36 protein-coding genes are annotated in these 24,848 nt (G+C 68.8%); 31 read left to right on the forward strand and 5 right to left on the reverse strand.

Going from position 1 to position 24,848, the window contains the following annotated elements:
• Positions 1-3: 3 nt before the first annotated feature.
• From ACQUSM_RS01220 to secY, 21 genes are read left to right on the forward strand one after another with little or no spacing between them, the layout of a single operon-like run.
• Entirely contained in the window at positions 4-735 is a 732-nt protein-coding gene (locus ACQUSM_RS01220) for a 50S ribosomal protein L2 (RefSeq protein WP_435115065.1), read from the forward strand.
• A gap of 3 nt (positions 736-738) precedes the next feature.
• A complete protein-coding gene (locus ACQUSM_RS01225; protein ID WP_435115066.1) occupies positions 739-1,161 on the forward strand; it encodes a 30S ribosomal protein S19 in 423 nt (140 codons plus the stop codon).
• 3 nt (positions 1,162-1,164) lie between these two features.
• Positions 1,165-1,632: a 50S ribosomal protein L22 gene (locus tag ACQUSM_RS01230; RefSeq protein WP_435115067.1), complete on the forward strand. Its 468-nt coding sequence runs from the start codon at positions 1,165-1,167 to the stop codon at positions 1,630-1,632.
• On the forward strand, positions 1,632-2,585 hold the full coding sequence (locus ACQUSM_RS01235) for a 30S ribosomal protein S3 (RefSeq protein WP_435115068.1): 954 nt from the start codon (positions 1,632-1,634) through the stop codon (positions 2,583-2,585). The genes ACQUSM_RS01230 and ACQUSM_RS01235 overlap by 1 nt, the downstream gene beginning before the upstream one ends.
• A 3-nt stretch (positions 2,586-2,588) precedes the next feature.
• Positions 2,589-2,816 carry a 50S ribosomal protein L29 gene (gene rpmC / locus ACQUSM_RS01240; protein WP_435115069.1) on the forward strand — a complete coding sequence of 76 codons (228 nt, stop codon included), beginning with the start codon at positions 2,589-2,591 and terminating at the stop codon, positions 2,814-2,816.
• Positions 2,817-2,822: 6 nt separating this feature from the next.
• On the forward strand, positions 2,823-3,326 hold the full coding sequence (locus ACQUSM_RS01245; RefSeq protein WP_435115070.1) for a ribonuclease P protein component 1: 504 nt from the start codon (positions 2,823-2,825) through the stop codon (positions 3,324-3,326).
• The gene (locus ACQUSM_RS01250) at positions 3,311-3,640 is read left to right on the forward strand and encodes a 30S ribosomal protein S17 (RefSeq protein ID WP_053948476.1); all 330 of its coding nucleotides are present in this window, start codon (positions 3,311-3,313) and stop codon (positions 3,638-3,640) included. Before ACQUSM_RS01245 ends, ACQUSM_RS01250 begins: the two co-directional genes overlap by 16 nt.
• The gene (locus ACQUSM_RS01255) at positions 3,640-4,038 is read left to right on the forward strand and encodes a 50S ribosomal protein L14 (RefSeq protein ID WP_435118256.1); all 399 of its coding nucleotides are present in this window, start codon (positions 3,640-3,642) and stop codon (positions 4,036-4,038) included. Before ACQUSM_RS01250 ends, ACQUSM_RS01255 begins: the two co-directional genes overlap by 1 nt.
• A gap of 2 nt (positions 4,039-4,040) precedes the next feature.
• Complete coding sequence (gene rplX / locus ACQUSM_RS01260; RefSeq protein WP_435115072.1) at positions 4,041-4,397, forward strand: 50S ribosomal protein L24; 357 nt, start codon at positions 4,041-4,043, stop codon at positions 4,395-4,397.
• The gene (locus tag ACQUSM_RS01265; RefSeq protein ID WP_435115073.1) at positions 4,394-5,098 is read left to right on the forward strand and encodes a 30S ribosomal protein S4e; all 705 of its coding nucleotides are present in this window, start codon (positions 4,394-4,396) and stop codon (positions 5,096-5,098) included. Before rplX ends, ACQUSM_RS01265 begins: the two co-directional genes overlap by 4 nt.
• Complete coding sequence (locus ACQUSM_RS01270; RefSeq protein WP_435115074.1) at positions 5,091-5,615, forward strand: 50S ribosomal protein L5; 525 nt, start codon at positions 5,091-5,093, stop codon at positions 5,613-5,615. Before ACQUSM_RS01265 ends, ACQUSM_RS01270 begins: the two co-directional genes overlap by 8 nt.
• On the forward strand, positions 5,612-5,803 hold the full coding sequence (locus ACQUSM_RS01275) for a 30S ribosomal protein S14 (protein ID WP_049980745.1): 192 nt from the start codon (positions 5,612-5,614) through the stop codon (positions 5,801-5,803). The genes ACQUSM_RS01270 and ACQUSM_RS01275 overlap by 4 nt, the downstream gene beginning before the upstream one ends.
• 2 nt (positions 5,804-5,805) lie before the next feature.
• Complete coding sequence (locus ACQUSM_RS01280) at positions 5,806-6,198, forward strand: 30S ribosomal protein S8 (RefSeq protein WP_053948472.1); 393 nt, start codon at positions 5,806-5,808, stop codon at positions 6,196-6,198.
• Complete coding sequence (locus ACQUSM_RS01285; protein WP_435115075.1) at positions 6,198-6,734, forward strand: 50S ribosomal protein L6; 537 nt, start codon at positions 6,198-6,200, stop codon at positions 6,732-6,734. The genes ACQUSM_RS01280 and ACQUSM_RS01285 overlap by 1 nt, the downstream gene beginning before the upstream one ends.
• A complete protein-coding gene (locus tag ACQUSM_RS01290; protein WP_435115076.1) occupies positions 6,734-7,441 on the forward strand; it encodes a 50S ribosomal protein L32e in 708 nt (235 codons plus the stop codon). Before ACQUSM_RS01285 ends, ACQUSM_RS01290 begins: the two co-directional genes overlap by 1 nt.
• On the forward strand, positions 7,438-7,905 hold the full coding sequence (locus tag ACQUSM_RS01295) for a 50S ribosomal protein L19e (protein ID WP_053948469.1): 468 nt from the start codon (positions 7,438-7,440) through the stop codon (positions 7,903-7,905). Before ACQUSM_RS01290 ends, ACQUSM_RS01295 begins: the two co-directional genes overlap by 4 nt.
• Positions 7,905-8,462, forward strand: a complete 558-nt coding sequence (locus ACQUSM_RS01300; protein WP_435115077.1) for a 50S ribosomal protein L18 — start codon at positions 7,905-7,907, stop codon at positions 8,460-8,462. The genes ACQUSM_RS01295 and ACQUSM_RS01300 overlap by 1 nt, the downstream gene beginning before the upstream one ends.
• Positions 8,459-9,112: a 30S ribosomal protein S5 gene (locus ACQUSM_RS01305; protein WP_435115078.1), complete on the forward strand. Its 654-nt coding sequence runs from the start codon at positions 8,459-8,461 to the stop codon at positions 9,110-9,112. Before ACQUSM_RS01300 ends, ACQUSM_RS01305 begins: the two co-directional genes overlap by 4 nt.
• Complete coding sequence (locus tag ACQUSM_RS01310; RefSeq protein ID WP_435115079.1) at positions 9,112-9,570, forward strand: 50S ribosomal protein L30; 459 nt, start codon at positions 9,112-9,114, stop codon at positions 9,568-9,570. The genes ACQUSM_RS01305 and ACQUSM_RS01310 overlap by 1 nt, the downstream gene beginning before the upstream one ends.
• Positions 9,570-10,073, forward strand: a complete 504-nt coding sequence (locus ACQUSM_RS01315) for an uL15m family ribosomal protein (RefSeq protein ID WP_435115080.1) — start codon at positions 9,570-9,572, stop codon at positions 10,071-10,073. The genes ACQUSM_RS01310 and ACQUSM_RS01315 overlap by 1 nt, the downstream gene beginning before the upstream one ends.
• A gap of 2 nt (positions 10,074-10,075) precedes the next feature.
• Positions 10,076-11,557 (forward strand): preprotein translocase subunit SecY, encoded by a 1,482-nt coding sequence (secY, locus tag ACQUSM_RS01320; protein WP_435115081.1) that lies wholly within the window; start codon positions 10,076-10,078, stop codon positions 11,555-11,557.
• A 113-nt stretch (positions 11,558-11,670) separates the two neighbouring features.
• Here secY and ACQUSM_RS01325 read toward each other — a convergent pair whose 3' ends face one another.
• A complete protein-coding gene (locus tag ACQUSM_RS01325) occupies positions 11,671-11,889 on the reverse strand; it encodes a hypothetical protein (RefSeq protein WP_435115082.1) in 219 nt (72 codons plus the stop codon).
• Positions 11,890-12,164: 275 nt separating this feature from the next.
• On the opposite strand from ACQUSM_RS01325, the gene ACQUSM_RS01330 reads away from it, so the two are divergent.
• The 7 genes from ACQUSM_RS01330 to ACQUSM_RS01360 all read left to right on the forward strand — a co-directional run bounded on the left by ACQUSM_RS01330 (position 12,165) and on the right by ACQUSM_RS01360 (position 18,596).
• The gene (locus ACQUSM_RS01330; RefSeq protein WP_435115083.1) at positions 12,165-12,404 is read left to right on the forward strand and encodes a UPF0058 family protein; all 240 of its coding nucleotides are present in this window, start codon (positions 12,165-12,167) and stop codon (positions 12,402-12,404) included.
• 158 nt (positions 12,405-12,562) lie between these two features.
• Positions 12,563-12,748, forward strand: coding sequence for a DUF7511 domain-containing protein (locus ACQUSM_RS01335; protein WP_435115085.1), 186 nt, complete (start codon positions 12,563-12,565; stop codon positions 12,746-12,748).
• Between the two features lie 130 nt (positions 12,749-12,878).
• Positions 12,879-13,304: a universal stress protein gene (locus ACQUSM_RS01340; protein WP_435115086.1), complete on the forward strand. Its 426-nt coding sequence runs from the start codon at positions 12,879-12,881 to the stop codon at positions 13,302-13,304.
• Positions 13,301-15,535, forward strand: coding sequence for an amino acid permease (locus ACQUSM_RS01345; protein WP_435115087.1), 2,235 nt, complete (start codon positions 13,301-13,303; stop codon positions 15,533-15,535). Before ACQUSM_RS01340 ends, ACQUSM_RS01345 begins: the two co-directional genes overlap by 4 nt.
• Positions 15,536-15,672: 137 nt before the next feature.
• Positions 15,673-16,590 carry an alpha/beta hydrolase family protein gene (locus ACQUSM_RS01350; RefSeq protein WP_435115088.1) on the forward strand — a complete coding sequence of 306 codons (918 nt, stop codon included), beginning with the start codon at positions 15,673-15,675 and terminating at the stop codon, positions 16,588-16,590.
• Between the two features lie 678 nt (positions 16,591-17,268).
• Positions 17,269-18,264 (forward strand): DUF7490 domain-containing protein, encoded by a 996-nt coding sequence (locus tag ACQUSM_RS01355; RefSeq protein WP_435115089.1) that lies wholly within the window; start codon positions 17,269-17,271, stop codon positions 18,262-18,264.
• Positions 18,261-18,596, forward strand: a complete 336-nt coding sequence (locus tag ACQUSM_RS01360) for a hypothetical protein (protein WP_435115090.1) — start codon at positions 18,261-18,263, stop codon at positions 18,594-18,596. Before ACQUSM_RS01355 ends, ACQUSM_RS01360 begins: the two co-directional genes overlap by 4 nt.
• On the opposite strand, the gene ACQUSM_RS01365 is transcribed toward ACQUSM_RS01360, so the two are convergent.
• Together ACQUSM_RS01365 and ACQUSM_RS01370 are read right to left on the reverse strand one after the other, a co-directional pair.
• Positions 18,597-19,454: a ZIP family metal transporter gene (locus tag ACQUSM_RS01365; RefSeq protein ID WP_435115092.1), complete on the reverse strand. Its 858-nt coding sequence runs from the start codon at positions 19,452-19,454 to the stop codon at positions 18,597-18,599.
• A gap of 60 nt (positions 19,455-19,514) precedes the next feature.
• On the reverse strand, positions 19,515-20,747 hold the full coding sequence (locus ACQUSM_RS01370; RefSeq protein WP_435115093.1) for a hypothetical protein: 1,233 nt from the start codon (positions 20,745-20,747) through the stop codon (positions 19,515-19,517).
• A gap of 84 nt (positions 20,748-20,831) precedes the next feature.
• On the opposite strand from ACQUSM_RS01370, the gene ACQUSM_RS01375 reads away from it, so the two are divergent.
• From ACQUSM_RS01375 to udk, 3 genes are read left to right on the forward strand one after another with little or no spacing between them, the layout of a single operon-like run.
• A complete protein-coding gene (locus ACQUSM_RS01375; protein ID WP_435115094.1) occupies positions 20,832-22,088 on the forward strand; it encodes a geranylgeranylglyceryl/heptaprenylglyceryl phosphate synthase in 1,257 nt (418 codons plus the stop codon).
• 26 nt (positions 22,089-22,114) lie between these two features.
• Entirely contained in the window at positions 22,115-22,291 is a 177-nt protein-coding gene (locus ACQUSM_RS01380; RefSeq protein WP_435115095.1) for a hypothetical protein, read from the forward strand.
• Between the two features lie 49 nt (positions 22,292-22,340).
• Positions 22,341-23,030: a uridine kinase gene (gene udk, locus ACQUSM_RS01385; protein WP_435115096.1), complete on the forward strand. Its 690-nt coding sequence runs from the start codon at positions 22,341-22,343 to the stop codon at positions 23,028-23,030.
• Positions 23,031-23,566: 536 nt separating this feature from the next.
• Here the strand turns inward: udk and ACQUSM_RS01390 are convergent.
• Positions 23,567-24,355, reverse strand: coding sequence for a DUF7260 family protein (locus ACQUSM_RS01390; RefSeq protein WP_435115097.1), 789 nt, complete (start codon positions 24,353-24,355; stop codon positions 23,567-23,569).
• The gene (locus ACQUSM_RS01395; RefSeq protein ID WP_435115098.1) at positions 24,352-24,744 is read right to left on the reverse strand and encodes a DUF7552 domain-containing protein; all 393 of its coding nucleotides are present in this window, start codon (positions 24,742-24,744) and stop codon (positions 24,352-24,354) included. Before ACQUSM_RS01395 ends, ACQUSM_RS01390 begins: the two co-directional genes overlap by 4 nt.
• Positions 24,745-24,848 lie beyond the last annotated feature (104 nt).

The following is a 24,848-nucleotide window of genomic DNA, read 5'->3' on the forward strand; positions in this document are numbered from 1 at the left end:
CACATGGGACGACGAATTCAGGGGCAGCGGCGTGGCCGCGGGACGCCCACGTTCCGGGCGCCTTCCCACCGCTACAAAGCTGACCTCGAACACAAGAAAAGCGAGGAGCAGGACACGATCTCCGGCGAAGTCGTCGACATCGAACACGACCCCGCCCGCAGCGCGCCGCTGGCGGACGTCGAGTTCGAGGACGGCGACCGCCGGCTCGTGCTCGCTCCCGAAGGTATCGCCGTCGGGGACACCCTGCAGGTGGGTGTCTCCGCCGAGATCAAGCCCGGCAACACGCTGCCGCTCGCGGAGATCCCGGAGGGGATTCCGATCTGTAACGTCGAGAGTCAGGTGGGCGACGGCGGGAAGTTCGCCCGTGCCTCCGGCGTCTCGGCCCAGCTGATGAGCCACGACCGCGACGTCGCGGTCGTCCAGCTGCCCAGCGGCGAGGTCCGGCGGCTCCCGCCGGCCTGTCGCGCCACCATCGGCGTCGTCGCCGGCGGTGGGCGGACGGAGAAGCCGTTCGTCAAAGCCGGCAACAAGCACCACAAAATGAAGGCCCGCGGGACCAAATACCCGCGTGTCCGCGGGGTCGCGATGAACGCCGTCGACCACCCGTTCGGTGGCGGCGGCCGCCAGCACCCCGGTCAGCCCAAGTCCGTCTCGCGGGACGCCCCGCCGGGACGGAAGGTGGGCGACATCGCCTCCAAGCGCACCGGCCGCAGCGGTGGCAAGGGGGGAGAGTAAACCATGAGCTCGGAATACCGAACCGGCCGCGAAGGGGAGTTCACCTACCGCGGTCACACGCTCGAGGACCTCGAAGAGATGGATCTCGACGAGGTCGTGGAACTGCTACCCGCCCGCGTGCGGCGAACCATCGACCGGGGACTCGGCATCGACCACCGCAAGCTGGTCGAGGAGGCCCGGGAGGCGACCGAGGAGGAGACGGCGAACGACCCGATCCGGACACACCTCCGGGACATGCCGATCCTGCCCGAGTTCGTCGGCCTCACCTTCGAGGTGTACAACGGCCACAGCTTCGACCGCGTGAAGGTCGAGCCGGAGATGATCGGCCACTACCTCGGTGAGTTCCACCTCACCCGATCCACCGTCGAGCACGGTCAGGCCGGCATCGGCGCGACCCGGTCCTCGAAGTTCGTGCCACTCAAGTAACATATGGGAATCAGCTACAGCGTCGACGCCGACCCGGAGACCACGGCGAAAGCCATGCTGCGGGAGCGTCAGATCAGCCTGAAGCACAGCAAGGCCATCTCGAAGGCCATCAAAGGCAAGACGGTCGCCGAGGCCGAGGAGTACCTCGACGCGGTGATCGAGGGCGAGCGCTCGGTGCCGTTCAAGCAGCACAACAGCGGCGTCGGGCACCGGTCCGACATCGACGGCTGGGACGCCGGCCGCTTCCCGGAGAAGGCCAGCGAGGACTTCCTCAAGCTGCTGGAGAACGCCAAGAACAACGCCGACCACCAGGGGTTCGACGGCGAGGAGATGACCATCTCCCACGTCGCGGCCCACAAGGTCGGCGAGCAGGTCGGCCGGAACCCCCGTGCGATGGGGACCGCCGACCCCTGGAACACTGTCGAGGTCGACGTGGAGATCATCCTCGAGACCGAGGAGGAGGATAACTAATGGCCGACGAACAGCAGTTCATCGAGAACGGGCTCCAGCGCAGCCAGATCGACGAGTTCTTCGCGGACGAGCTCAGCCGCGCCGGCTACGGCGGCATGGACATCGCGAAGACGCCGATGGGGACCCAGATCGTCCTCAAGGCCGAGAAGCCCGGCATGGTGATCGGCAAGGGTGGGAAGAACATCCGGAAGATCACCACCGAGCTCGAGGACCGCTTCGACATGGAGGACCCGCAGATCGACGTGCAGGAGGTCGACGAACCCGACCTCAACGCACAGATCGTCGCGGATCGACTGGCCAACGCGCTCGAGCGTGGCTGGTACTTCCGCAAGGCGGGCCACACCACCATCGACCGCATGATGGAGGCCGGCGCGCTGGGCGCGGAGATCGTCCTGTCGGGGAAGGTCACCGGCGCCCGCTCGCGCGTGGAGAAGTTCAACCGCGGCTACATCAAGCACAACGGCGAGCCCGCCCAGTCGGTCGTCGACGAGGGCCAGGGCGTCGCCGTGATGAAGCTCGGCACCATCGGGGTCAACGTCAAGGTCATCGGACCGGACGCGGAGCTCCCCGACGACTTCGAGATCACCGAGACCTCGGAGCCGCCGGAGGTCGAGCAGGCCGAGACCGGCGAGGGCGTCGAGGAGCTCCTCGCCGACGTCGAGGAGGAGGAGATCCCCGAGGCGCCCCAGCACGAGGAGCCCGAGCTCCCCGACGAGGACCCCGAGGAGGTCATCGACGAGGAGGTCGTCGAGGAGGTCGTCGAGGCCGCCGAGGAGACCGAGAGCGTCGAGGAGGACGACGTCGAGACCGCGTCCGAGGAGGCCGTCGAGACGGCCGACGAGGAGGAGCTCGACGAGGAAGAAGCGCTCGACGAAGACGTCGAGGAGGAGGCCGAAGACCTCGTCTCCGAGATGGAGGAGGAGGCCGAATCCGACGAGGAAACGGAGGAGTAATACATGGCGATTCTCTACACTGAAGAGATCAGAGACATGACGCCCGCCGAGCGGGCGGCCGAGCTGGAGGAGCTCGAGACCGAGCTCCTGAACGCTCGCGCCGTCCAGGCGGCGGGTGGCGCGCCGGAGAACCCCGGCCGCGTCGGCGAGCTTCGTCGGACGATCGCCCGGATCAAGACGATCCAGAACGAGGAAGGCGACGACGTCGACGCAGCCGACATCCAGGAGTAACGCACGATGGCACTCACACCCGACACCCTCACACGACACGAGCTGAACGGGCTGCCCGTCCGGGTAGCCGACGCCGCCAACCCCGACCTCGTCGGGATCAGCGGCCGCGTCGTGGTCGAGACGATGAAGACGTTCCACGTCGACGACGGGCGTCGGGTGCGGCAGGTCCCCAAGGCGGGGAGCTGCTTCGAGTTCGCTATCACGAACGCGGAGGACGCTGCGAGAGCCAGCGTCGCTCCCGCCGCAGATGAAGCCGCGGGCGCCGCCGAGGCGTCCGGGTCCGTATCCCAACTCGGGACGGAAACTGCCGGGGTCCGCCCCGGCAAGTCTGGCCCGTCCGCCCCGCCCCGGAGTCAGGGTCGGGGGGCGAGTCGGTTCGACGGGGAGGACTCCCCCCGAACGGACGAGTGCCAGGATACGGTCTACGTAACGGTGGATGGCGAGCGACTGCTCTCACGACCCACCGCGCGAACCGAGCGCGGGGGTGATTCGACATGGCAATCGGACTAAACGTAGAACAACCGGAGGAGACCTGCTCCGACGAGAACTGTCCGTTCCACGGGGACCTCTCCGTGCGCGGGCAGACGCTCGAGGGTGAAGTCGCCTCCACCGACATGGACAAGACCGTCGTCGTGGAGCGGGAGTACGACGTTCGTGTGCCGAAGTACGACCGGTACATGAAGCGTCGGTCCCGCGTCCCGGCACACCTGCCGCCGTGTGTGGACACGGAGGAAGGTGACACGGTTCGCATCGCAGAGACACGACCGCTCTCGAAGACCAAATCGCACGTCGTCGTCGACGTTCTCGACGACGGGGGTGAATGATGGAGGCGCTGAAAGCCGACGTCACGCAAGGTCTGGAGAAGGGCTCGAAGATCACGTGCGCCGACAACACCGGCGCCCGCGAGCTCAAGGTCATCAGCATCACCGGCTACTCGGGGACGAAGAACCGTCACCCGAAAGCCGGCATCGGCGACAAGATCACCGTCTCGGTCACCAAGGGCACGCCCGAAATGCGCCGCCAGGTGCTCGAAGCGGTGGTCGTTCGCCAGCGAAAGCCGATCCGGCGACCGAACGGCGAGCGCCTCAAGTTCGAGGACAACGCCGCCGTCATCATCGACGAGAACGAGGAGCCCCGCGGCACGGAGATCAAGGGGCCCGTCGCGCGTGAGGTCGCAGAGCGGTTCGGCACCATCGCCAGCACGGCGACGATGATCGTCTAAGCATGACACGACAGCCACGCAAACAACGAAACCAGAAGCGAGACGCCGCCCTGCACGAGAAGCAGAAGCAGGTTCGGGCCACGCTGACGGCCGACCTCCGCGAGGAGTACGGCCAGCGGAACGTCCGCGTCAACGCGGGCGACACCGTCGAGGTGCTCCGCGGCGACCACGCCGGCGAGGAGGGCGAAGTTCTGGAGGTCGACCTCCGGAACGAGGTCATCCACGTCGAGGAGGTCACCGTAGAGAAGACGGACGGGGAGGAGGTTCCCCGGCCGCTCGACGCCTCGAACGTCCGCGTGACCGAACTGGATCTCGACGACGAGATCCGGCAGGAGCGTCTCGAGGAGGACAACGAATGACGAACCATCAGAAGCGACTCTCGGTACCGAACTCCTGGCCGGTCGAACGGAAGGAGGAGACGTTCACGGTCAAGGCCGACGCCGGCCCCCACGGTGAGGACGGGGTTCCCCTGCTCATCGTGCTCCGGGACGTGCTCGGCTACGTGGACTCCCGCAAGGAGGCTCGCTACGCGCTGAACAACGACGCGGTGCTCGTCAACGGCGACGAAGTCGCCGACGAGGCCCGGCCGATCGGGATGTTCGACATCCTGGCGTTCCCGGCCCGCGAGGAGTACTTCCGCGTGTTCCCCGGCGAGGGCGGCCGCCTCGCGCTCACCCCGATCGACGAGGAGAGCGCGGCCTCCCGACTCGGGAAGATCACCGACAAGCGCCAGGTCAGCGGCGGCGCGTTCCAGCTCTCGCTGCACGACGGCACCACCCTCCACGTGGAGGACGCCGACGAGTACAGCGCGGGCGACTCGCTGGTGATCGACAACGAGGACAAGGAGATCGTCGCACACTTCGAGTACGGCGAGGGCGCGCTCGTCACCGCCGTCGACGGCCAGCACGCCGGCGAGATCGGCGAGGTCGACGACATCCTCGTCACCCCCGGCTCCGGCCGCAACAGCGTGACCGTCTCCACCGACGACGGCTCCTTCGAGACCGTCGAGGAGTACGTCGTCACCATCGACGAGAACTTCGTGGGTGATGACGATGAGTGAAGCTGAATCGGAGTTCCACCCGATGCGCGAACCGTCCATCGAGAAGGTCGTCGTCCACATGGGCGTCGGCCAGGGCGGGCGCGACCTCGGGAACGCCGAGGAGATCGTCGAGGAGATCACGGGCCAGCAGTCGGTCCGAACCTCGGCGAAGCGCACGGTGCAGGCGTTCGACATCCGCGAGGGCGACCCGATCGGCGCGAAGGTCACCATGCGGAACGAGGACGCCCGCGAGTTCCTCGAGACGGCGCTCCCGCTGGCGGACATCAGCGCCTCCCAGTTCGACGAGGCCGGCAACGTCAGCTTCGGCGTCGACGAGCACACCGCGTTCCCGAGTCAGGAGTACGACCCCAACACGGGGATCTACGGGCTCGACGTGACCGTCACGCTGGTCCGACCGGGCTACCGCGTCGCCAAGCGCGACCAGGGTACCCGGTCGATCCCCGAGAAGCACCGCATGACCGCCGAGGACGCCATCGCGTTCCTCGAGACCGAGTTCGACGTGGAGATCGACGAATGAGTGAACTAGACGGCGAACACACCGGCAACGAAGAGACCGGCGAGCACGCCACCCAGGGCAGCACGCAGGAGCGGCAGTGCCGACGCTGCGAGCGCACCGAGGGGCTGGTGAGCAAGTACGGCGTCTTCGTCTGCCGGCAGTGTTTCCGAGAGATCGCCCGCAGCATGGGCTTCCGGAAGTACAGATAACTATGGCAGGAAACGACCCACTGGTGAGTGCCCTCTCCGGCATCGACAACGCCGAGAGCGTCGGGCACCTCGACCACACGGTAGCACCCGCCTCGAACGTGATCGGCAGTATCCTCGAGGTCTTCTACGACCGCGGGTACATCGGCGGCTTCGAGTTCGTCGACGACGGCCGAGCAGGCAAGTTCGAGGTCGAACTGAGTGGCGCCATCAACGACTGCGGGGCGGTCAAGCCTCGCTACTCGGTCGGCGCTGACGAGTACGAGCAGTGGGAGAAGCGGTTCCTCCCGGCCCGTGACTACGGGTCGCTCATCGTCACGACCAGCCACGGCGTCATGAGCCACTACGAGGCCCGCGAACAGGGCATCGGTGGCCAGATAATCGCATACGTCTACTGATGAGCAGGACAGAACTCACTATCCCGGACGACGTCTCCGCGGAGCTCGACCACCTCGACCTGACCGTCGAGGGTCCCAACGGCTCGGTCACCCGACGCCTCTGGTACCCCGATGTCGACGTCAGCGTCGAGGACGGCAGCGTGGTGATCACGGCGCCCGAAGACTCGGACGCCAACACCCGCGCGACGGTCGGCACCTTCGAGAGCCACGTTCGGAACATGTTCCACGGCGTAACCGAGGGCTGGACCTACGAGATGGAGGTCTTCTACGCCCACTTCCCGATGCAGGTGGAAGTGCAGGGCGAGGAGATCGTCATCGAGAACTTCCTCGGCGAGCGTGCCCCGCGGCGGACGCCGATCCGGGGCGACACGCAGGTCGAAGTCGACGGCGAGCAGCTCACCCTGTCGGGCTCCGACAAGGAGGCCGTCGGCCAGACCGCAGCGGACATCGAACAGCTCACGCGCGTCAGCGACAAGGACAACCGCGTGTTCCAGGACGGCGTGTACATCACGCAGAAACCCACGGGTGATGCCTGATGGCTGACGACGAACCCCAGGAGATCGAGGACATCAGCGGCGTCGGGCCCTCCAAGGCCGAGACGCTCGCGGAGGCCGGCTACGACTCCGTCGAGGACCTCAAGGCCGCCTCGCAGTCCGAACTCGCCGAGGTCGAGGGGGTCGGCAACGCCCTCGCGGCCCGGATCAAGGCCGACGTCGGTGGCCTCGAAGTCGAAGAGGAGACCGAGGCCGAGATCGAGGACGAGGCCGAAGAGGAGGCCGAAGCCGAGGAGGAAGAAGTGGAGACGGAGCTCCAGCCTCGCGGCCACGCCGACAAGACGCCCGACCTCGACGACGACACCGCGGCCGCGCTCGCACAGAAGCACCGCGAGGGCAAGCCGCAGTTCAACCGACAGGACTACCACAAGAAGAAGCGCGTCCCCACCTCGTGGCGGCGCCCCCGTGGTACCCTCTCGAAGCAGCGCCGCTCGATCAAGGGCAAGGGCCCGAAGGTCGAGGCCGGCTTCCGCTCGCCGACGGCCGCCCGCGGCCTGCACCCGAGCGGCTTCGAGGAAGTGTACGTCCACAACGTCGACGACCTCGACGGCGTCGACGGCGACACGGAAGCGGTCCGCATCGCCTCGAAGGTCGGCGCCCGCAAGCGCGAGCGCATCGAGGAGGAGTGTGAGGACGCCGGCATTCGCGTCCTCAACCCGACCTACGTCGAAGTGGAGGTAGAGGAATGACGGATCTGAGCGCACAGAAGCGACTCGCAGCCGAAGAGCTGGACGTGGGCGAGAACCGCGTCTGGTTCGACCCGGAGGCACAGGACGAGCTCGCGGACGCGATCACCCGCGAGGACATCCGCGATCTGATCGCGGACGGAACGATCCGCGCGGAAGACGAGAAGTCCAACTCCCGCGGCCGTGCCCGCGACCGCAAAGCGAAGCGCGACTACGGGCACCAGACCGGCGCCGGCTCCCGGAAGGGGAAGTCCGGCGCCCGGCGCAGCGAGAAGGACGAGTGGGTCAGCCGGATCCGCGCACAGCGCTCCCGGCTGAAGGAGCTTCGCGACGACGAGGAGGTCCTCGACGCCTCCCAGTACCGCGAGCTCTACAACAAGGCCAGCGGCGGCGAGTTCGACAGCGTCGCCCGCCTCGAGGCCTTCGCGGAGAACAACTACGACGTCGAGATCGGAGGCGACGACTAATGGCAACAGGACCACGATACAAGGTGCCGATGCGTCGTCGCCGTGAGGTTCGGACGGACTACCATCAGCGGTTGCGCCTGCTGAAATCTGGCAAGCCTCGCCTGGTCGCCCGGGTGAGCAACAAGCACGTCAGGGCGCAGCTGGCCAGTCCCGGACCCGACGGCGACGAGATCCACGCCGCAGCGTCCAGCGAGGACCTGTCGGAGTACGGCTGGGAGGCTCCCACCGGGAACCTGCCGAGCGCGTACCTGACGGGCTACCTCGCGGGCCTACGCGCGATCGACGCCGGCCTCGAAGAGGCCGTCCTCGATCTGGGTCTCAACACGGCGACGCCCGGCAACAAGGTGTTCGCAGTACAGGAAGGTGCAATCGACGCGGGGCTCGAGATCCCCCACAGTGACAGCGTCCTCGCGGACTGGTCGCGCAACCGCGGCGAGCACATCGCCGCCTACGCCGAGCAGCTCGAGGACGATCTGTACAGCGGGGAGTTCGACGCCACGGAGCTGCCCGAGCACTTCGACGACGTGCGCGAGACGCTCCAGGAGGATCACGAATGAGCCAGAACGACGGCTGGGAGCCGGTAACCCGGCTCGGCAAGCAAGTGCAGGACGGAGAGATCACCTCCATGGAGGAGGCGCTGGAGTCCGGGCTCCCGCTGAAGGAGCACGAGATCGTCGACCAGCTCCTCCCCGGCATGGAGGACGAGGTACTGGACATCAACATGGTCCAGCGAATGACCGACTCCGGCCGGCGGGTGAAGTTCCGCTGTGTCGTCGTCGTGGGCAACCGCGACGGCTACCTCGGCTACGCCGAGGGGCGAGACGATCAGGTCGGCGGCGCGATCCAGAAGGCGATCGAGGTCGCGAAGCTGAACGTGATCAGCGTCGACCGCGGCTCCGGTTCCTGGGAGGACCAGGCCGGCGGCGTGAACTCGCTGACCCGGCGTGCCGAAGGCAAGGCCGGCTCCGTCGAGGTCGAAGTCATCCCGGCCCCGCAGGGGCTCGGGCTGGCCGGCGCCGAGACCGTCCGGAACATCCTCGAACTGGCCGGGATCCAGGACGCCTGGACCCAGTCCAACGGGAACACCCGGACGACGGTCAACCTCGCGAAGGCGACGTTCAACGCGCTCGAGAACGCCTCGCAGGCACGCACGCCTGACCGCGCACGACGCGTCCAGCGAGAGGCCGAGGACGGGGTGAGCAACTGATGCGAGCAGTCGTCCAACTCCGCGGCAACATCGACATGACCGCGGGCCAGCGCGACACGCTGGACATGCTCAACATCGGTCGCGTCAACCACGCCGCGCTCGTCCCCGAGACCGACACGTACGACGGGATGGTCGCGAAGGTCAACGACTTCGTCGCCCACGGCGAGCCCTCGGTGGAGACGCTGGCGCTCGTGCTCGAGACGCGTGCGGACGCGCTCGACGCCGAGGCCGAGGTCGACGAGGAGTACCTCGCCGAGGAGACCGACTACGACAGCTTCGAGGCGCTGGCGGAGGCGCTGCTCGAGGAGGAGACGACGCTGCGCGAGCAGAACATCTCCCCGACGCTGCGACTCCACCCGCCCCGCGGCGGCCACGACGGCATCAAGCATCCGGACAGCACGGGCGGCGAGCTCGGTCCCCACGAGGACATCGACCCGCTCCTGGAGGCGATGCGATAATGACCAGCAAGAAACGACGACAGCGCGGTTCCCGCACGCACGGCGGCGGCAGCCACAAGAACCGGCGCGGCGCCGGCCACCGTGGCGGCCGCGGCAAGGCGGGCAGCCGCAAACACGAGATGCACCACTACGGGCCCTGGGCGAAGCACGGCTTCACCCAGCCCGAGGAGGTACAGGACAACGTCGCCGAGGTGCGCGTCCAGAAGATCGACGAGGACGCGGCGCTGCTGGCGGCGGAGGGTGTCGCCGAGAACGACGACGGCGCCTACACCATCGACGCCCGCGACGTGGCCGAGGACGGCTGGGAGGCCGACGTGGTGAAGGTGCTCGGCAACGGGCAGGTCCGACAGGAGCTGCACGTCACCGCCGACGCGTTCAGCGACGCGGCCGCCGAGCTGATCGAGGACGCCGGCGGCTCGACCACCGTCTCCGAGCGCGCAGAGGAGCGTGCCGAGCGGGAGGCGGAGCAAGCCGCCGAATCTGACGAAGCCAGCGAGGACTGACAATGGGTTGGAAGGAGACTGCCGAACCGGTGCTCACGCGGATGCCGACGGTCGCACGGCCGGAGGGACACGTCCCCTTCAAGCGGAAGCTGCTGTGGACCGCCGGCATCCTCGTGATGTACTTCTTCCTGACGAACGTCACGCTGTACGGGCTCCAGACGGGCGGGACTGACTTCTACGGGCAGTTCCGTTCGATCCTCGCCGGCGCGTCGGGCTCGATCCTGCAGCTCGGGATCGGGCCGATCGTGACGGCGTCGATCGTGCTTCAGCTGCTGGGCGGGGCGGACCTGCTCGGGCTGGACACCGAGAACGACCCGCGGGACCAGGTGCTGTACCAAGGGCTCCAGAAGCTGCTGGTGGGCGTGATGATCGTCCTGACCGGCGCGCCGATGGTGTTCGCGAGCCCCATCCTCAGCGCCGACCCGCAGGTCGCACAGTCGCTGGGGATCGGGCTCCGCGGCGTCGAGGCACTGCTGTTCGCGCAGATCTTCGTCGGCGGGATCCTGATCCTGTTCATGGACGAGATCGTGAGCAAGTGGGGCGTCGGCTCCGGGGTCGGCCTGTTCATTATCGCCGGCGTGAGCCAGCGGCTCGTCAGCGGCCTGTTCGGTTGGCAGGGGCTGACGGGCAACAGCGGCTTCGTCTCCTCCTGGATCGGGATCATCACCGGGAGCACCGAGCTCCCGGGCTCGCCGCTGACGACCGAGGGGCTGAGCGCGATCTTCCTCGGGCAGGGGATGATCCTCGCGATGATCACGACGGTGCTGATCTTCGTCGTGGTCGTCTACGCCGAGAGCGTCCGGATCGAGATCCCGCTCTCGCACGCCCGCGTCAAGGGCGCCCGCGGGAAGTTCCCCGTGAAGCTCATCTACGCGAGCGTCCTGCCGATGATCCTCGTCCGTGCGCTGCAGGCGAACCTGCAGTTCCTCGGGCAGATCCTCCACAGTCAGTGGAACGGCATGCCCGTGTGGCTGGGCGAGTACGACACCCAGACCGGGCAGGTCGTCGAGGGGCTGTTCTGGTACCTCAAGCCGATCCAGAGCCCCGAGCAGTGGATGTGGTTCGTGGGCGCGACCGTCACCGCCGACTGGTGGCAGGTCCTGATCCGCATCGGCATCGACCTGACGTTCATGATCGTCGGCGGCGCAGTGTTCGCGATCTTCTGGGTGGAGACCACCGGGATGGGCCCGGAGGCCACCGCCCAGCAGATCCAGAACTCCGGGATGCAGATCCCCGGCTTCCGGCAGAACCCGCAGGTGATCGAGAAGGTGATGGAGCGGTACATCCCACAGGTCACCGTCATCGGCGGCGCCCTCGTCGGGCTGCTGGCGGTGATGGCGAACATGCTCGGCACCATCGGGCAGGTCTCCGGAACCGGGCTGCTGCTGACGGTCTCCATCACGTACAAGCTGTACGAGGAGATCGCCGAGGAGCAGCTGATGGAGATGCATCCGATGATGCGCCAGATGTTCGGCTCGGAGTGAGCAGCCGAGCTCCCCGACATCCCCCTTTCGGCCACCCTCTCCTTCCACGTTCGAGTCGCGCGTAGCTCCTGCCGTGGTGCGAAAGCGGCGTTCGATCGGCCCGAGCCGTCGACTCAGTAGCGCCCGGCCGGGCGCGCAGCGACGTACACCCGGAACTCGATCTCGTCGGGACAGGCCCGTTCGACTGTCTCGACGACGTCGAGCGACTCGTACTCCTCGGCGGCGTAGTTCGGATCGCGGAGCCCGACGGCCGCGGTCCCGTCGGCCGCGGGGTCGACGACCCGGCCCGTTCGGCCCTGTAGCTTCGTCTTGAGCTCCTCGCGAGGACCCATAACTGAGGTGATTTGTACGCGAAACTAATAGCGTTTTCGCAGAATACGGCCGCGAGAGCCTCCCAACGCTCCCGGCAGGGCCCGTCGGAAGCCCGACCGGGGACGCGAGTGACCACCCCTCGGCGGTCAGACTCCGCCGACAGTGAGCCACGTTGCCGCCCGTTCCTGACAGGCAGGTGAACCGCCCAGAACACGCCGCTACCGCCGGGCACACCGACCATGGTACTCCGACTCAGAGTAAGGTTATAACCCTCCGGCCGATATAGCCGGTGACCATGAAGAAGCAGGAGCTCATCCACCTGCACGGCCTTCTCGCGGAGCTTCAGAGCCAGTTCGACGCAGCGGGAGACACTGTCTCCGAAGAGTACCGGGAGCTGGGCGTGCAGCCGACATCCATTCACCGATCGAAAACTGACCACAAAGCTGCCGTATTCGCGCTGATTCACGGCGTCACCGACGAACTTCAGGACGAGGAGGAGGCGGAGACGGAGACGATCGCCGCCACCGCCGACTGATCCTGCGGCCGCGGTCCGTACCCGACGACAGCCCGAACAGCGGCTGCGATACCCGGGGAACGTTCGATTCACGCCGATCGGTACTGAAGCGTTTATCCGTCTACCGTGCGTACCGCTCGGTGAAGCGTGGCGGCCGGCGCGCTGAACGAGGGACCACCATGAGTGTACAACAGACGCCATCGGGCGACCCGCTGGCATCGTACCCCGAGTTCGGGCTGAGCTGTCTGTACGACGACGACGACGACCCCTCGGAGGTCACCGTCTTCCCCGGGGAGGAGATGTCGACCACCGAGTGGGTCACCGTCGACGTCGACAGCGCCGTCTCTCTCGACGAGCTCCGGTAGGCGGCACGATCTTTTCGGGAGGCGCCGACGACCGACAGCGGTGAGTCGGCGGAAAGTGACGGTCGTCTGCAGCCGTTCCGCGGTCGGCACAGGAGACAGCATTAAATCCGGGGCGACAGTACCGCCCTCTATGACCGACGAACCGTCAGCCGCACTTTTGTCGCATCTGCTCGTTCCGGTCGCCACTGAAAAGGACGCCCGGGAGACGGCGGTCGCACTGGCCCCGTACGATCCCGAGCGCGTGACGGTCGTCCACGTCGTCGAGAAGGGCGGGGGCGTCCCGGACAAGACGCCAGTCGAGCAGTCCGAGTCGATTGCGGAGGCCGCCTTCGAGGCGTTCCGGGAGCAGTTCCCGGACGCGGAGACCGAAACCGCCTACCAGCGGGACGTCGTCGAGGGCGTCATCGACACCGCCGCCCGGATCGGCGCGAGCGCGATCGCGTTCCAGCCTCGTGAGGGGAGCCGGCTCCAGCAGTTCCTCGCGGGCGACCGCACGCTCCGGCTGGTGACCGAGGCGGACCGACCGGCGATCACCCTCCCGGGACGAGCTGAATGAGCGACGAGGAGCTCGCGAAGGACCTCGGCCCGCTGGCGGCGCTGACCATCGGCGTCGGGACGATGATCGGGGCGGGGATCTTCGTCCTCCCCGGCGAGGCGATCACCCGCGCGGGCTCGTTCGCGATCGTCTCGTTCGTGCTCGGGGGCGGGATCGCGCTGTTCACCGCGCTGTCGGCCAGCGAACTCGGGACGGCGATGCCCCGCTCCGGCGGCGCGTACTTCTACGTCAACGAGGCACTGGGGCCGCTGTTCGGCTCGATCGCCGGCTGGGCGAACTGGCTGGGGCTGGCCTTTGCCAGCGCGTTCTACATGGTCGGTTTCGGCGAGTACGTCGTCGGCATCGCCGGCCTCCCGGACGGGTTCCTGATTGCCGGGTTCACGATCCCGTGGATCAAGTTCATCGGCCTGCTCGCGGCGGCGCTGTTCGTCCTCGTCAACTACATCGGCGCGAAGGAGACCGGGCGGCTCCAGAACGTCATCGTCGTCGTGCTAGTGCTGATCCTGAGTGTGTTCACGCTGTACGGCGCGACCCGCGCGACCCCCGCGAACATCCCGGGGTCGAAGGGGCTGACGCCGATGCTGGAGACGACCGGGCTGATCTTCGTCTCCTACCTCGGCTTCGTCCAGATCACCAGCGTCGCCGAGGAGATCAAGGAGCCCGGGAAGAACCTCCCGCGGGCGATCATCGGCTCCGTGGTGATCGTGACGATCATCTACGCGCTCGTGTTGGTCGTGATGAGCGCCGCGGTCGAACCCGGGTTCATTCAGGCCCAGTCCGAGGCCGACAACATCGCGGTCGTCGAAGTCGCCCGACTGCTGATGGGGCCGATCGGCGCGGGCGCGATGCTGTTCGGCGGCCTGCTCGCGACGGCCTCCAGCGCGAACGCGTCGATCCTCGCGTCCTCGCGCATCAACTTCGCGATGGGGCGGGACCGGATCGTGACGCCGGACCTCAACGAGATCCACCCGCGGTTCGGGACGCCGTACCGCTCGATCGCGTTGACGGGCGCGTTCATCCTCCTGTTCATCGTCGCCGCGCCGATCAACACGCTTGCGTCGATCGGGAGCTTCCTCCACCTGGTGATCTACGGGCTGCTCAACATCGCGCTGGTCGTGATGCGCGAGGCCGACGCGGTCGACTACGAGCCCTCCTTCACCGTGCCGCTGTACCCGTTCACCCCCATCGTGGGCGGCCTGCTCTCCTTCGCGCTCATCTACTACATCGAGCCCGTTCCCCGGCTGGTCGGTGCCGCCATCGTGCTGTTCGCGGCGATCTGGTACCTCGGCTACGCCCGGAGCAGGACCGAGAAGCAAGGATTGTTGAGCGAGTACATCCTCTCTCGGGAGGAGGAGATGCCCGACGCAGCCGTCGACGCCGCCGAGAGCGTCCAGCCCACTGGCGACAACCAGTACCGCGTGATGGTGCCGCTCGCGAACCCCGCCCACGAGAAGGAGCTCATCACGCTCGCGAGCGCGATCGCCAAACAGCGCGGCGGGATCGTCGACGCGGTCCACGTCATCACCGTCCCGGACCAGACCTCGCTGAGCTACGCCGCCGAGCACGTCGAGCGGCTGGAGGAAGACCACCGAACGGTGCTCGAGGACGCCCGGAGCGACGCCGAGACGTTCGGCGTCGACGTGGAGACGAACACGATCATCTCCCACCGGGGGATCGGCGAGGTGTTCGACGCCGCCGCGGACCACGAGGCCGATCTCGTGGTGATGGGCTGGGGCCCCGACAGCGGCGGGCGCGTCGAGGGCGCCGTCGAGGAGGTGACGGGCGACCTGCCCTGTGACTTCCTCGTGCTCAAGGACCGCGGGTTCGACCCCGATCGGGTGCTGATCCCGACCGCGGGCGGCCCGGACTCGGAGCTCTCCGTCGAGATCGGGAAGCTGCTCCAGTCGGAGTTCGGCTCCGAACTCACCCTGCTGCACGTCGCCGACGACGAGCGGACGGGGCGGGAGTTCCTCGAAGGCTGGGCCGAGGGACAGGCGGTCGACGCCGAACTCTGCGTCGCGACCGGCGACGCCGAGACCGCGATCGAGGACGCGGCCGGGGACGCGACGCTGGTGATCCTCGGCGCGACCGAACGCGGCGTGCTCTCGCGGATGCTCACCGGCTCGCTGGTGCCCGACGTGGTGGCCGACGTGGACTGCTCGGTACTGCTCGCGGAACGCAAGCGGAACCGGAGCGTCCTCGACCGGCTTCGCGGGCTGCTCCGCCGGTAGACCGTTCGGTTCCAGTTTTCGCTCTCTCTCTCCGACCGCTTCCCTCCCGCCACCCACGGGAACGCTTTACTCCACGCCGGCGCAATCGCCGCCATGAACCGACTCCGTTCCGATCGACGGCGTCCCGGGTGGTCGCCGTGAGCGGGAGCCACGCCCGCCGCGGGAAGCCGAGTCGCTACGCGTTCTCGACCCGGGACGTGGGGCTCGACGGCCGGCAGGGCCACCTGTTCACGCCGGACCGACCGGCAGACGCGCCGGTGATCGTGCTCGCGCCCGGCGCGGGGCTCCCGTGGCGACCGACGCTCGAAGCGACCGCCGAGCGGTTCGCGGAGCGGGGGTACGCGGTGCTGGCGTTCGACCACCGCGGCTTCGGCAGCGTCGACGGGGACCGCCTGCTCTCCCCCGAGCGCCAGCGCGCGGATCTCGACGCCGCGATCGAGGCCGCCCGGGACGACCCGGCGGTCGACGGCGACCGCCTCGCGCTGTGGGGGATGGATCTCTCGGCGGGCACCGCGCTCGCGGCCGCCGCGGACTCGTTCGCGGTCGACGCCGTGATCGCCCGCTTCCCGGTGCTCGACGGCGCGACGCTGCTCCCGTCGTGGCTGCGTCCGCGGCTCCGCGGGCTCGCACGCGGCGTCGCGGACTACCCCGCCTCGGCGCTGGGGCGGCTCCGCGGCGTCGACGCCGACGAACGGGGGATCAGGGTGCCGCTGTTCGGCGACACGGGCGAGGTGGCGGCGATCGCTGCGGCCAACGCTGCCCGGGACGTGCGCGACTTGCTGGGACGCGAGCCGGGGACGACGCCCGCGCGCTCGCTCGTGAAGCTCCAGCGCCACGATCTGGGGTCGGTCGTCGCGGACGTGAACTGCCCGACGCTGTTCGTCGCCGGCGAGCACGACGAGGTGGCGCCGCCGGAGGCGGTGGCGGCGGCGAGCGAGTCGGTCCGGGACGCCTCGCTCGTCCGGGTGCCCAGTTCGCACTACGCCGCGTTGGCGGGCGTTGAGTTGGAGCGGACGCTGAACCACGAGCTCGCGTTTCTGGACTCGGAGTTGTAGGGGTTCTGTCGGGGGTCGTGTGTGTTTCTCGGCCGTCGCAGTGGACCGCGATAGAGGGTTTTCCAGACACAGCAACAGCAGCTCGATCGCTGGCACCTTGTGACCGCACCGCCCCGCACAGCCCTCAGACCTCCCCAGCCGACTCCTTCCCTCGCTTCGATCGGTCAGTCGTCCTCCGAGAGAGCGGAGCTCTCTCGTGCCCTCGTTCGCTTCGCTCACGAGGACCTCGCGCGCTCGTTCGCGCCGTCGGCGTCGTGCGGGCGACCCACGCGTCGCCCGCACTGCCAGCGAGACCTTCGGTCTCGCCCCGCTCACGTCGCGCGCCACCGCTGGCCGCGTTGCGGTAGCGGGGCAGTGGACGCCGCGGGCCGGCAATCGTCGCCGGCCCGCGGGGAGGGGTGGGGACTCGGGACTGCGCCGGGCTTCATGCCCGGCGCACTGCGGTCGCAAGTGGTCTACGAACGAGCTGCTGTTGCTGTCGCGGTCGCTGTCCCAGTTGCCAACGGTCGAGATGCTGCCGCGGTTGCTGTCCCAGCTACCGATGATCAAACTGCTGCTGCGGTTGCTGTCTCAGTTGCCAACGATCGGGATACAGTTCCCCGAACAGCGATCTCCTACCTCGAAAACACCCACCAACTGCACACAAAGCACTTGTACGGCTCACGAGACCGTCTACCCATGGACAGCAACAGAGTCCTCGCCGGCGGCGCCGTCGTGGTCGTCGCCGTCGCCCTCCTCGCGGCCGCCGTGGTCCCCGGCGCGGTCGCGTCGCCCGACGACGATCCGATCCGGCCGGGGCCGGTCCGCGTCGTCGACGCCGACATCGCGACCGGCGAGATCACGGGCCAAACAGCCGAGTTGGAACTGTTCGCGACGCTCGAGCACCGCGGCAACGCCGCGGAGAACGTCACCGTGTTGTTCGAGGCGACCGACGCCGAGTCCGGACTCCTCGAAGCTTCGAAGGAGGTCAGCGTCGGCGACCTGACTGCCGAGGGGGAGCGCCGCGTCTCGACCACCCTTTCGGTCCCCCGTGACGGGGGGTACGAACTGGAGGGCGTGGTGTACCGCAACGGCACCCGGGTCGACGAGTTCACCCGGCAGGTCAGCGGCGTCGAAGCGCTGACGCCCGCCTACGCCGAGTCGAACGTGAGCTTCGTCGACGACCCCGTCCTCGAACCGGTGTCGGTGTCGATCGCCGACGCCGGCGAAAACCGGACGACGCTCGAACTGGGCGGCTGGCTCACCGCTGTCGGCCCCAGCGAGGCCGACTCGCTCTCGGTGACGTTCGTCCTCCGGCAGGCCGAGTCCAACGTCGTCGCCGCCCGGACGAGCGTCGACGCCGGCGGCCTGCGGGAGGGCCGAACCGAGATGGTGACTACCGAGGTGGCGGTGCCCAGCGAGTACAACTACTACGTCGACGCCGTGCTCACCCGGGACGGCGTGATCGTCGACACCGCGGGCGGCGTGGTGAACCTCGACCCCACCGAGACGCTCGAACGCGATCAGACCCAGCAGGACGTCGAGTTCGACGCCAGCGACTTCGAGAGCGAGGAGGCGCCCCCGGACCGACCCGAGGAAACCGAGGCCACGGCGGCACAGACGCCCGGGTTCGGGCCGATCGTCGCCGTCGCTGCACTCCTGAGCGCGGCGCTGCTCGCGCGGAGGCGACGATGAGCGACGACAACGGGGAGGCACAGGCCGAGGACCGAGCCACGATCGAGCCAACCATGACCGACCAACCCGACCAGACCGACGACGAGGAAGCCGAACCGAACCGGACCGACGAGGGACGCGACCTCCGGCGCACGCTCAACTACGTGCTGCTCGCGGGGCTCTCGCTGGTGGCGCTGATCGCGACGCTCCAGCTGTACTTCAACGTCTCCTCGGCGATCAACCAGTGGATCAGCCACGAGTACCGCTCGCTGTTCCAGGCGGCGTTCAACCTCGTCGTGTTGCTGCTGGTGGGCTCGGGGATGGTGTGGCAGGTGCGACGGATCCGAGAGTAGTCACGGGCCGCCGGTCACGGCGAGCCACAGGAGGACGACCACCGTCCCGCCGAGCACCGTCGACGCCACCGCGTGGAGGCGGAGTTGGTCGAGCACTTCGTGGGCGTCGTCGTCGACGCTCAGCGCGTCGTGGACCTCGCTCCCCAGCTCACACCGCGGGAGGAAGTCCATCGCGACGTGGAGGAACACGCCGGTCGCGAACCCGAACACCAGCCCGTTCACCGGCGGCGACGCCGGCAGCGCGATCGCGCTCGACAGCACCGCAATCACGCCGACTCCCGCCGCGGGCAGCAGGATCGGGACCCACGAGCGCCCGTTGCGCTGGAGTCGGTCCGCGGCGGCGTACCCCGCCGGCCCCTTGTGGGAGACGATCGCGACGCCCAGCAGCGGCCCGAGCTCGGGCATGTTGCCGTAGACGATGCCGATGATCGCCCCCGCCGCGGCGGCGTGGGCGGTGAGCTGTGCGACGGTCGAGTCCATCGGCAGCTCCGCGTGGGAGAGCCGGTGGCCGATCGCGTGGCCGCCGAAGCCGACGATCACGCCCGTCGCGACGCCCAGCCCGCCGAACCTGAGGTGGTGGTTGAGCGCGTCCGGCAGCAGGAAGAGGCCGACGCTGACGATCATCGCGCCGCTTGCCAGCCCGGAGCCCCAGACCAGCGTCGACGGCCGCTTCTCGCCGGTCCGTCGGGCGAGCGCCACGCCGCCGACCATCGCCGCGAACGCGACCCAGCCGATCCCGACCGGCTTCGTCGCTCCCATCGCGACGCCCGCGACCGACGCCGCGAGCAGCGCCAGCACGCCGGCGCCACCGACCACCCGCTCGCTCCGCGACGACATCGGAGTAGCCTCTGTATCCATCTAGTTGTGAATCACTATACCGAAGTTAATAAGCCCTCGCAGTCGCCCCCGTCGCCACCGCTACCGGGGGAGTTTTTCGGGTTCGCCGTCCTGCCGGATGTACTCGACGGCGATCCCTGTGATCGGCGCGTCGGAGGCCTCGGCGGCGTCGCGGGCGGCGTCGAGGTACGACTCCGTGATCGAGACCACGGCGTCGTACGCGTCGGCGTCGCTCCCTGCCAGCAGATACTCCGCGGTGACGGGGGTGAGCTGCCCCTCCCGCACGTCGGCCGCGAAGTCGTCCACGTCGTCGAGCCAGACCTGCGCGCCGACGATCGAGAGCACGACCGCGCGCTCGAACTCCGGGGAGAGCGCGACGCCGGCCTCGCGGAACATCTCGACCATCCCGTGGTAGATCACGCCCACGCGGCCGTACTGGGTGACGAGGTAGGGGAGGTCGAGTTCGGTCTCGTCGAACAGGTCGGGCGTCGCCTCGAACCCGGCGTGTTTGTACTCCGCCCGGAGCGCCTCCCGGGCTCGTTGCGGGTCGCGGTCGCCGTCGGGCGCGTCGACGGTCACGTCGTCGACCGCCTCGGCTTCGGCGGCGGCGACGGCGTCGGCCATCAGCTCCCGGAAGTGGGGGTCGCGGTCCTGGTGGGCCTCCGAGCGGTCGACCGCGGCGTCGTACGCCTCGCGGACCGAGTCGGGGAACGCGGCGAACTGCTCCTGCACGGCGGCCTGCAGCACCTCCTGTGCGATCTCGGCGACGCGTTCGCGATCCGTCGGCGACAGGTCGAAGTCGACCTCGAAATCCTCGTACTCGCCGTCGTTGATCGCGTCGCGCATGTCGCCGTCGAGCAGGGCGACGACGACCAGCTCCGCCACCTCGCGGGCGCGGCGCGTCTCCCCGACCAGTTCCACCGGGTCGGCGTCGCTCTCGGCGCGACGGCGGCGGAACTTCGAGATCGGATCGGTCGCGCGCCGGCCCGAGACGGGGTCGATCCCCGGCGGCGCGGCCTCGCTGGCCCGGCGGTAGACGTGTGCGAGGGTGAGCTCGACCGGCATCGTGAGCTTGGTGTCGTAGGAGAACTCGACCGACTCCCGGCCGAACTCGGCGGCGAGGGCGGCCTCCACGTCGGCGTAGGCGTCGTCGACCATGCGTTCGATCTCGTCTTCGACCCGCTGCTGGAGGCGGATCGCCCTGAGTTCGAGCGCGCCGCCGGCGGCGTAGTGGCTGAACACCGCGCGGGCGGGCGTCGGGAGCGCGCCGACGCCCGCGAGCCGGTCGGCGACCCGGCGAAGCGGTCCGGACATGGCCGTGGGTGGGCCGACCAGCGGTTTGAAGCTGTCCATCGCCGAACCGACCGGGTTTTTGCCGCCCCGCGGCGAACTGCCTGTATGCGACGGGATCTCGCAGCCCGGGGCGAGCGCGCGGTCGACGCCGCGCGGCTGCTCGCCCGGAGTGCGCTCGACACCAATCCGGTGCCGGACTGGGACCACGTGACGAAAGTCGACCCGGAGGGTGCGAAGAAGCTCCCGCTGCTGTACCCGCTGTGGCTCGCCGAGACCGACGCTGTCTCGGTCGGGGGCTCCGCGGACGTGACGCCGGCGAACACCGAGGCGGCGTTCGACCTGCTGGCGCCACTGTCGACGCCGGTCTGTCACGAACCCAGCGGCGCCGACCACGTCACTGAGCGGAGTCAGGAGACCGCCGACCTGCTGCTCGTGCCGGAGGTGCTCAACGGCGACAGCGAGGCGCTCGTCGGGACGCTGGGCGTCGCGATCGAGAGCGTCCGCGAGGTGCTCGCGCCACAGCTCGTCGAACGGAAGGCGCCGTGGCTGCCCGACCGCGTCGCCGACTGGCTCGCGAGCGTCGCCACCTCGCTGCTGCTCTCGGAGGCGGCGTTCGAGGCGTACATCGTCCAGAACCCCGACAGCGCCGCCGCCCGCGAGGCCGGCGTCGACGCCGAGGACGTGCTCGACCCCGGGGCAGCCAAGCGCCGGGCGATGGCCGCCGACCGCCACCTGGAGTCCGAGATCGTCTATCTGGAGTACTCGGGCACGTTCGGCGGGGAGACGGCGGTCGAGACGCTCGACCGCATCGACGACGCGCTCGTCCGCTCGCGGCTCTGGTACGGCGGCGGGCTCGCAAACGGCGAGGACGTCCGGGCGGTTCGGGAGGCCGGGGCGGACACGGTCGTCGTCGGGGACGCGTTCCACCGCGTCGCCGAGCGGGAGGCCGAACTGCTCGAGGCGGCGACGGCCGATCTCGACGCCGAGGACGACCCCGAGACGATTCGGGCGTGGGTGGCGGAACGCGTGGACGCCGACGGGCCCGGCGCGCGCTTCCTCTCGACGGTGCCGAGCGTCGACGATCCAGTGGCGCTCGCCCGGGAGTACACCGGCGCGACCGTACGTGCGTGGCTGGAACTGCAGGCGCGCCGCGAGCGCGCCCGCGAGACCGGCAGCGGGACGCCGGTCGTCGACGTGCAGCGAACGGCGCTCCGAGCCGCGCTGGCGCCGGTGGTCGACGACCCCGACGCGTTGGCGGAGACGATCGCGCGGGCGGCGTTCGCCGGCCCCAGCGAGGGCAACGGCGAGGCCGAGAGCGAACAGCTCAGTGCCTCGCTGATCGACGCCGGAGCGTCACACTGACGTAGCCGGGCGTCGCTACCGCGGATATGGTCGACTTACCGGACGCCGCGTTCGTGCTCGGAACCGGACTGCTTGCCTGGCTCGGTGCCGTCACGTTCACCGACGGCTGGAGCGAGCCCGCGATCGCGTTCTGGGCGGCGGTGCTCACCCTCGGCGTCGCCGTCGCCTTCCTCGTCGCCGACGAGCTCGAACTGACGGGCTGACTGCGCCGAAACAGCAGTTTGAAACGCCGCGCTCTCTTCGAACCGTGCGATGACTATCCCCTCGTTCGTGGTCGGGATCGCCGGCGGCACCGGCGCCGGCAAGACCACGGTCGCCCGCCTGATAACCGAGAGCGTCGGGGAATCGGTGACCCGCATCCCCCTCGACAACTACTACGAGGATCTGAGCCACCTCGACCGCGCGGAGCGCGAGGAGGTCAACTACGACCACCCCGACGCGTTCGAGTGGGAGCTGCTGCGCGACCACCTCCGGCAGCTCTCGGAGGGGCAGGCCGTGGAGATGCCCCAGTACGACTTCGAGATCCACAACCGCAAGGAGGAGCGCGTGACGGTGCTGCCGACCGACGTGATCATCGTCGAAGGGATCCTCTCGCTGTACGACGAGGAGATCAACGACATGATGGACCTCCGACTGTACGTCGAAACCGACGCCGACGTGCGGATCCTTCGGCGGATCAAGCGCGACGTGATCCAGCGCGGCCGGGAGCTGGAGGACGTGATCGACCAGTACCTCTCGACGGTGAAGCCGATGCACGAGCAGTTCATCGAGCCGACGAAGAAACACGCCGACCTGATCATCCCCGAGGGCGCGAACTCGGTGGCAGTCAATCTGCTGGAGGAGAAGATCGAGGCGGAGATCGAGGGCGAAGGGACCCGGACGTGGGAACGCGGCTCGATCGAGCAGCAGTTGGGCGAGCGGATGTCGCTGGACGAGGAGTAGGTTCCACCGTTTGCGTGTTGAGAAGTGGTGATCCTCGAGCATTTGTGTTGCTCACGAGTCGTTGGCTCGGCTGGAAACAGGACCGCGGAGTGCGCCTGACCACTTGCGACCGCACCGCCCTCTGGCCTCCCCAGCCGACTCGCTCCTTCGCTGACGCTCAGTCACTCGTCCTCCGAGAGAGCAAGCTCTCTCGTGCCCTCGCTCGTTTCACTCGCGAGGACCTCGCGCGCTCGTTCGCGCCGTCGGCGTCGTGCGGGCGACCCACGCGTCGCCCGCACTGCCAGCGAGACCTTCGGTCTCGCCCTGCTCACGTCGCGCGCCGACCGCAACCGCGGTGCGGTGGCGGTGGACGCCTCGCCGGCGCCAATTCGGCGCCGGCGGGGGGAGGGGTGGGGATTCCGAACTGTGCCGGACCCTGTGTCCGGCACACTGCGGTCACAAGTGGCCAGCGATCGAGATGCTGTTGCTGTCGCGGTTGCTGTTCCGGAAGTCAAGCATCGAGATGCCGTCACAGTCGTACGATCACCCAAAACCCCTCACGCCCGCCGCGTCAGATGCGCCCGAACCGCGCGCTGACACTCCGCCAGCAGGTCGTACAGCCGCGTGACCGTCGACAGCACCGGGTAGACGACCGGCAGCGAACTGTAGAGATACCGCACGAGCGTCCGGTGGGCCACGTCGGCAGACTGGTTCCGGCCCGTCGTCGTCAGCAGGAGCTCCTGCCGGTCGTCGAGCAGCCCCTCACACCGGTCCCGGAACTCCGCGAGGCGGTCGTGCCGCTCCCGCAGCGCCTCGAACCCCAGTTCCGACAGCGGCGTCTCGTCCGCCGTCGCGAGCCAGTCCGTGATCTCCCCGACCGCCTCGCCGACGGCCCGGAGCGACTCGGCCTCGCTCTCGAGGGCGTCGATCGTCGCGTCGATCCCCCGTCGTCGCTCCCGGGTCGCAGTGAGGATCGCGCCTTTCGTCTCCGGGGTGAACGCCGTCTCGGTCGTCGGCGCCAGCGCGAGCGCGATCCCGTCGCCGAGCTCCTCGCGGATCGTCTCGAGTAGCGGCTCGTCGCCCACGTCGTCGACGCTGTACGGGCGAACCGTCTCGGCGAACGCCTCCCGGACCTGCTCACAGGCGCCCCCGCTCGCGTCTCCGTGGGCAGTCCGGCTCACGACGCCGCCGCGGGCCCCGCCGACACCACCGCCGTGGCCCATCTCCGCTGCCGACAGCGACTCGACGCGGCGCCGGAACGTCTCGTACGCCGACCGCTCTTCGGAGAGCACCTCGCGCTCGCGCTCGACCGCGGTCCGCGCGCGGTCGACGTGGGTCTCGATCACTGGGGGGCCCCTGCCCCGCCGGGGTCGGCCTCCGCCCCGATCTCGGGCGTCTGTCTGACGACGATGTCGTACTGCGGGAGCGCCGGGTCGTACTGCCGGAGCGCCGAGCGGTACTCCTCGGTCAGGCGTGCAGCCCGCCGAGCGACGGCGCGGCTCTCGAAGCGACAGCCGTCGGCCGGCACCGGCCGGTCGCCGTAGCGACTGCAGACGAGGTAGTACTCGCCGCGCTCGCTGGCCAGCGCCTCGATCCGCCGTCGGAGCGGGCAGAGCTTCTCCCCCGTCATCGTGCTCCCTCCCGCCACGTCCGGGGTGATCCCGCAGTCGCGGTCGAGTCGCTCCGGTTCCTCGCGGCCGTCGTCCCCGGCTCGGTGGGCGTGTCCCGTCGCCACATACTGTTTAGGCTAACCTAAAACCACTTAGTCGTTCCGGCTTTTAGGCCGGCCGAAAAGATTCGGATCGCGAACGGCCGGCCTCAGGTCGGGGAGTGGCGGAG

The organism is Halolamina sp. C58, assembly GCF_051195095.1.
Taxonomy (GTDB): domain Archaea; phylum Halobacteriota; class Halobacteria; order Halobacteriales; family Haloferacaceae; genus Halolamina.